The 6242-nt window shown below is 72.7% G+C and carries 7 protein-coding genes; 4 read left to right on the top strand and 3 right to left on the bottom strand.

The window, feature by feature from the left end:
* Both VKZ81_RS08405 and VKZ81_RS08410 read right to left on the bottom strand, forming a co-directional pair.
* A partial coding sequence (locus VKZ81_RS08405; protein WP_324240883.1) for a hypothetical protein occupies window positions 1-891 on the bottom strand: 891 nt, incomplete at its 3' end.
* A 23-nt stretch (window positions 892-914) separates the two neighbouring features.
* The gene (locus tag VKZ81_RS08410) at window positions 915-1721 is read right to left on the bottom strand and encodes an HpcH/HpaI aldolase family protein (protein ID WP_324240884.1); all 807 of its coding nucleotides are present in this window, start codon (window positions 1719-1721) and stop codon (window positions 915-917) included.
* Between the two features lie 144 nt (window positions 1722-1865).
* Between VKZ81_RS08410 and VKZ81_RS08415 the strand changes: the two genes are divergently transcribed.
* A complete protein-coding gene (locus VKZ81_RS08415) occupies window positions 1866-2936 on the top strand; it encodes an extracellular solute-binding protein (RefSeq protein WP_324240885.1) in 1071 nt (356 codons plus the stop codon).
* A 47-nt stretch (window positions 2937-2983) separates the two neighbouring features.
* On the opposite strand, the gene VKZ81_RS08420 is transcribed toward VKZ81_RS08415, so the two are convergent.
* Window positions 2984-3724, bottom strand: a complete 741-nt coding sequence (locus VKZ81_RS08420; protein ID WP_324240886.1) for an SDR family NAD(P)-dependent oxidoreductase — start codon at window positions 3722-3724, stop codon at window positions 2984-2986.
* Between the two features lie 196 nt (window positions 3725-3920).
* Between VKZ81_RS08420 and VKZ81_RS08425 the strand changes: the two genes are divergently transcribed.
* The 3 genes from VKZ81_RS08425 to VKZ81_RS08435 form a co-directional block, all read left to right on the top strand.
* The gene (locus tag VKZ81_RS08425) at window positions 3921-4661 is read left to right on the top strand and encodes an IclR family transcriptional regulator (RefSeq protein ID WP_324240887.1); all 741 of its coding nucleotides are present in this window, start codon (window positions 3921-3923) and stop codon (window positions 4659-4661) included.
* Between the two features lie 133 nt (window positions 4662-4794).
* Complete coding sequence (locus VKZ81_RS08430; protein ID WP_324240888.1) at window positions 4795-5703, top strand: ABC transporter permease; 909 nt, start codon at window positions 4795-4797, stop codon at window positions 5701-5703.
* The coding region (locus VKZ81_RS08435; protein WP_324240889.1) for an ABC transporter permease at window positions 5700-6242 on the top strand (543 nt) is incomplete at its 3' end. The genes VKZ81_RS08430 and VKZ81_RS08435, both read left to right, overlap by 4 nt.

Here is a 6242-nt window from a genome sequence, read left to right on the forward strand (position 1 = left end):
GTTGAGCACCCACCCCGGTCGCGCGGAGAAGTCGTGGCGCGGACCGGAGAAGATGTCGATGAGGTGGTTGCCGCGCCATCCGATGCCCTGCGAGGTGTGCACGGTCGGCGGCGGGATGATCGTCAGCGACGGGCTGCCGACGCGGACGTGGTCCTCGGGACGCCACCGCGTCCCGTCCGTGCCCCACGGGGTCTGGATGTGGTGCACGTAGGTCCCGGCGACCACGAGGCTCGCCTGTTCGAAGTCCTCGTGGACGTGCGGCGACATCGTCGTGAGGTCCCGCGGCCCGTTGCTCGGCGGCAGGAAGTTGACCATGAACGACCGGGTGCGGAAGATCCGTCCGAAGCGGGCCGGGTCGTCGGGCACGTCGGCCATCCGGTAGGTCCGCCACCGGTAGCCGCCCACCGGCTCGGGCCACGGCTCGAGCGGAGCGACGTGCGGGTGGGGCTCGGTGTAGGAGTCGGCGTTGGACGCCTTCTCGGCCCACTCGGTCTCGCCGGACTCCAGCAGCTGAACGATGGCGCCGGTGCCGGTGCTCGTGATCGTGCTCTCCCCCGGCGGCACGACGACCAGCGCCGGGCCGGTCACCTCGTGCGGCCCGTCGACGCCTGCTGTGCCGCGCAGCGAGCTGGTCGCGTCGATGAGCAGCAGGACCTGCTCGGCCTTCAGCGTGGAGGAGAAGACGACGTCGCCGGCCGCGGGCTCGGTGTAGATCAACACGAAGTTCTGGCCGCGCGCGATCCACTGGTTGCTGCCGCCCGGGGTGACCACGTCGGGCGGGAGCACGGAGAAGTCGAGGAACTCGGGGGCGGCGATCGCGCCGTCGCCCACCCGGGGCGCACGGGGCGGCGCCGCGAGGGTCGAGCGCGGGTCGTCGCGGGTGTAGGCCATCGGTGGTCGGACCTCCTCGGGGGTCAGCGGGCGGCGCCCGCGGTGGGGGCGAGCGCGGTGGGGGTGAGCGCGGAGCGGGCCGTGGACGTGGCGGCGCGGGCGGCCGAGGCGACCATGCCGGTGTCGTTGCCGACGAGCAGGAACCGGCAGCCCTGCTCGGCGCGCAGGCGGATCTGCTCCTCGCCCTGCACGACGGTGCCGACCGGCACGCCGGCGCGGACGGCCGCGTCGATGCACCGCGTCACCGCGTCGTGGACGGCGGGCGAGCCGGGTGGCTCGCCCAGCGACAGCGACAGGTCGCCGGGGCCGATGAACACCGCGTCGACGCCGGGGACGGCGAGGATGCCGCCGATGTCGTCGACCGACTCCCGCTCCTCGATCATGGCGATCCGCGCGACGTCCTCCTGACCGGCGCGGACGTACTCGGCGGGCCCTCCGGGCAGGTGCCCCCACCGGCCGGCGCGGGCGGCGTAGCCCATGCCGCGCGTGCCCGCGGGCGGGAACAGGTACTGGCGCATGGTCTCCCGCGCCTGCCGGGCGTTCGACACGTGCGGCACGAGCACGCCCGCCGCGCCCGCGTCCAGGTAGCGCTGGGCGTCGCCGTAGCCGTGGTCGGTGATGCGGACGAGCGGGGCGACGCCCATCCGCGAGTAGACGACGACGAGGCCGTAGACGTCGCGGACCGAGAGCAGCGCGTGCTCGGTGTCGATCACGACGAAGTCGAAGCCCGCGTCGCCGAGGATCTCCGCCACCTCCAGCGACGGGATCTTGACGAACGTGCCGACGACCGGGGCGTCGGCGGAGCGGAGCAGCTCGCGGAACGGGGCCATGGGAAGGCGGATCCCCCTCGGTGTGCGCCGATGGACCGGGACCTGGTTGTTCGGGTTGCGAACAGGCTGTTCGCGATGCAGAGTGTCATCCCACCATCCGATCGCGCAAGAGGGACCTCGAACTCGACGGGGAGGAGAGGAGCAATGAGGCCATCGCAGCTGCTGGCCGCGGCCGTCACGGGAGCCGTCCTGACGACCGCGGCCTGCGGGACGGCCACGGCGGCGGACCCGGCCGCGCCGGCAGGCCCGAACACGACGATCACGTGGCAGACCACCGGCGGCGACGCCACCGAGTACGAGAAGAAGGCGCTCCAGGAGCCGTTCACCGCGCAGACGGGCGCGACGTTCGAGAACGTGACGTCGCTGAACTACATCAGCCAGCTGCTCACGATGGTCGAGCAGGACCAGACCGTCTGGGACGTCGTGCACACCGGCTCGTACCTGGTCAAGCAGTACTGCGGCGAATTGTTCGAGCCCATCGACCTCAGCCGCTTCCCCGTCGACCTGGTGCCCGAGGGGACCACGACCGACTGCTCGGTGCCCGCGACGAAGTACGCGGCGGGCTTCGCCTACGACGCCTCGGTCTACCAGGGCGACGCGCCGACCACGATCGGCGACTTCTTCGACACCGCCCGCTTCCCGGGCAAGCGCGTGGTGTTCGCGGGCTCCCCGAAGGGCATCATCGAGGCCGCGCTCGTGGCCGACGGCGTGCCGCCCGACCGGCTCTACCCGCTCGACGTCGACCGGGCGCTCGCCAAGCTCGGCACGATCAAGCAGGACATCATCTTCGCGCCGTCGTTCACCGCGCTGCAGCAGAACCTGGTGAACAAGCAGGCCACGATGACGATCACGCTCAGCGGCCGGCTGGGCATCATCCGCGACAGCGGCAGCGACCTCATGCCCGTCTGGGACTTCACCAGCTGGGACTTCGACGCCTTCGTCGTGCCGAAGGGGGCGCCGAACGCGGCGGCGGCCAAGCAGGCGCTCGAGTTCGCCCTGCAGCCCGAGCAGCTGCGGACCTACGCCCAGCTCTCCGGCCTGACGCCGGTGCGCAGCGACGTCGACCCCAACACCGTGGCGTTCACCGAGTCCGGGAAGCTGTTCAACCCGTTCCTCGGCGACGACCGCGGCGACGTGGTGCTGCAGGACCCCGAGTGGTGGTCGCAGAACTACAACGCGGTGGCGGAGAAGTGGACCGCCTGGCAGGTCGCCTGACCCGGCGTCGCCACGCCCGGCGAGCGGGCGCGGCGACGCGGGCCCGGTCACTGGGCCACGTACCCGCCGTCGACGGAGAGGATCGTGCCGGTGATCCCGCTCGCCGCGGGCGAGGCGAGGAACGCGATCGCCTCGGCGACGTCCTGCGGCGTGGAGATCCGCCCCAGCGGGTGCCTGCTCAGCACGGCGGCGGCAGTGGCCTCGGGGTCGGGGTCGGCGGCCCTGGCCTCGGCGATGAAGTCCGTCTCGATCGCGCCGGGCGCGACGGCGTTCACCCGCACCCCTCGCGGCGCGAGCTCGATGGCGAGCTGGCGGGTCAGCTGCACCAGCGCGCCCTTGGTGATCGCGTAGACGGACTGGTTGGGCATCCCGACCAGGCCGGAGATCGACGTGACGTTCACGATCACGCCCCGGGTCGCGGCCAGCGGTTCGACCGCGGCCCGGGAGTGGACGAACGCGCCGCGCACGTTCGTCGAGATCAGGCGGTCGAAGTCGGCGTCGGTGACCTCGCCGATCGGCTTGCGCAGGAACCGGGCGGCGTTGTTGACCAGCAGGTCGAGCCGCCCGAACTCCCGCCCCGCCGTGGCCACCGCCTGCTCGGCCGACGCGCTGTCGGACACGTCGGCGACCACCGGCAGCACCGCGGGCGAGGCGAGCTCCTCGACGGCCGGGGACACGTCGGTGGCGACGACGCCGTAGCCCCGCCCGGCGAGCAGCTCGATCAGCGCGCCCCCGACCCCGCCGGCCGCGCCGGTCACCAGTGCGACCCGTTCCCGCTCGTCCCTCATCCGGTTCCTCCTGTGCGTCGCGTGGTGCGCGTGCTGCGCGCTCGGTGCACGCGCACGTCACCGTACGAGCTGGTCGGACTGTCAGACAAACATTGCTTGACGAGCATTGACGCCGAAGATGTGCTCCGCTAACGTCCTGTCACGTCGCTCATGCCGCGACATCGATCCCGTATTGCGCAACGCAGCGGAGGACCCCGTGGGGAAGTCGGATCCGGCCCGCGCCGAGAGCGAGGGTGCCGGCGGCGACATCCAGGTGATCGCCCGGATCGCCACCCTGCTCGAGTGCCTCGACCCCGACTCCCCCTCGCTCGACACCGCCACCACCGCCAAGGTGCTCGGGGTCGGGCGGTCCACGGCGCACCGCTACCTCGTGTCGCTGGAGAAGCGCGGGCTGCTGCAGCGGCGCGACGCCACGACCTACGAGCTGGGCCCGGTGCTGTGCCGGATCGGCACGCTCGCGCTGTCCCGGCTCGGGGTGGTCGAGGCGGCGGGCCCGGTCATGCACGAGCTGTCGCGGGAGATCCGCAACACGGTCGTGCTGAGCGTGTGGGGCGGGCGCGCACCCGTCGTCGCCCGGGTGGTGCCCGACAGCAGCCGGATCACCACGATCTCGGTGGAGGTCGGGCGCTCGCTGCCGGCCGACGCCGCGCAGTCGCGCCTGTTCGCCGCCTACCACGCGCGCGCCAGGCGGACGGGCGCCGGCAGGCTCCGGTCCGTCACCGACGACGGGCTGGTCCCGGTCGGGGACCTGCTGACCGCGCGCCAGGTCTACGCGGGCGGCGGCATCAAGACGATCGCCGCCCCGATCCTCACCGCCGACGGGGAGATCGTCGCCACCCTCGCCGCCATCGGGCTGGCCGTGTTCATGCCCGACGACGAGGACCGCGCGATCGCCGAGCGGCTCGCGGCCGCGGTGGCGCGCATCACCGTGAACTGACCGAGCCGTGAACTGACAGACCACCTGCCCCCCGGCAGCGCCCGCCCCGGTGCGCTGCCCGCCCCGTGCCGTCGAGCCGCGCTCGATCGGCCGCCTCAACCCGCCCTGACCACCCCCGGAGGGGGAGCCGACGATGACCACGACCGCCGTCCTCGAGGTCGGTCGCCCGGCCCGGCCGCGTGCGGCCGAGCGGGAGACCGGGTCCCGGACCGCGACGCTGCTCCTGCTGCTGCCCGCGGTCATCGCGTCGCTGGCGCTGTTCGTCTACCCGCTCGCGCGCATCGTCGTCGTCAGCGTCACCGAGCCCACGGTCGGCCTGCACAACTACGTGGAGCTGTTCACCGACGGCTACACGCTGCGGGTCCTCGGCCGGACCCTCGCTGTGGCCTTCGGCGTGGCCGTGATCGACCTGCTGATGGCGTTCCCGTACGCGTACGCGATGACGGTGTGCGGGCCGCGCGCCCGCGCGGTGCTGTTCACGATCGTGCTGATCCCGTTCTGGACCAGCGCGCTCGCCAAGAACTTCGGCTGGATGATCTTGTTCCAGCGCGGCGGGCTGGTGGACCGGTTCGTGCAGGCGACGCTGGGCATCGAGTACCCGCTGCTGGGCACCACGCCCGCGGTGCTGATCGCGATGTCGCAGGTGCTGCTGCCGTTCGCGGTGCTGCCCCTCTACGCCCGGCTCGACCAGATCGACCGGCGGCTCGTCGACGCCGCGCAGGGGCTGGGCGCCACCCGGGCGCGGGCGTTCCGGCAGGTGTACCTCCCGCTGTCGGCGCCGGGCCTGGTGGCGGCGGGGGCGCTCACGTTCATCCTCGCCCTCGGCTTCTACATCACCCCCGCCCTGCTCGGCTCACCGCAGCAGACGCTCATCGCGCAGTTGATCATGGCGCGGGTCGAGCAGGTCCTCGACTTCGCGGGCGCGAACGCGATCGGCATCTTCCTGCTGGTCGTCACGATCGCGATGTTGCTGCTGTCCCGGCTGGTCTCCCGGCGAGCGGCGGCCGCCCGCCAGGAGAGCCTGGAGGAGACCGTCCGATGAGGCGATCCCCGGTGCTGTCGGTCGTGGTGTGGGCCGTCGCGGCCTTCCTGACCGTCCCCACGCTGTTCCTGATCCCGATGAGCCTCTCCGGTGGCTCGACGTTCCAGTTCCCGCCCCCGGGCTGGTCGTTGCAGTGGTACCGCAACCTCGTCGAGTCGAGCGGGTGGCGCGACGCCGTGCTGGTGTCGCTGCAGGTGGCGGCGTTCTCCACGCCGCTCGCGGTCGCCATCGGCACCAGCGCGGCCTTCGGGCTGATGCGGCTGGGCAGGCGGCTGCGCGTCGCGGGCGCCGCGGCACTCTCCGCGCCGCTGGTGATCCCCAACATCCTCATCGCGCTGGCGATCTACGGGACGTTCCTGCAGCTGGGGCTCTCCGGCACGATCCTCGGCCTGGTGCTCGGGCAGACCGCGCTCGCCGTGCCGTTCGTGCTGATTGCGGTGCTCGCCCGGCTGCAGGGCTACGACCGGACGCTCACCGCCGCCGCGCTGAGCCTGGGCGCCTCGCCCGCGACGGTGTTCCGGACGGTCACGTTCCCCCTC

Source organism: Pseudonocardia sp., assembly GCF_035305885.1.
GTDB lineage: Bacteria > Actinomycetota > Actinomycetes > Mycobacteriales > Pseudonocardiaceae > Pseudonocardia.

What these genes read in the sequence shown, in the direction of transcription:
- VKZ81_RS08420 (WP_324240886.1), bottom strand. Translation starts at nt 3,724, where the DNA reads ATGAGGGACGAGCGGGAACGGGTCGCACTGGTGACCGGCGCGGCCGGC.
- VKZ81_RS08410 (WP_324240884.1), bottom strand. Translation starts at nt 1,721, where the DNA reads ATGGCCCCGTTCCGCGAGCTGCTCCGCTCCGCCGACGCCCCGGTCGTC.
- VKZ81_RS08415 (WP_324240885.1), top strand. Translation starts at nt 1,866, where the DNA reads ATGAGGCCATCGCAGCTGCTGGCCGCGGCCGTCACGGGAGCCGTCCTG.
- VKZ81_RS08430 (WP_324240888.1), top strand. Translation starts at nt 4,795, where the DNA reads ATGACCACGACCGCCGTCCTCGAGGTCGGTCGCCCGGCCCGGCCGCGT.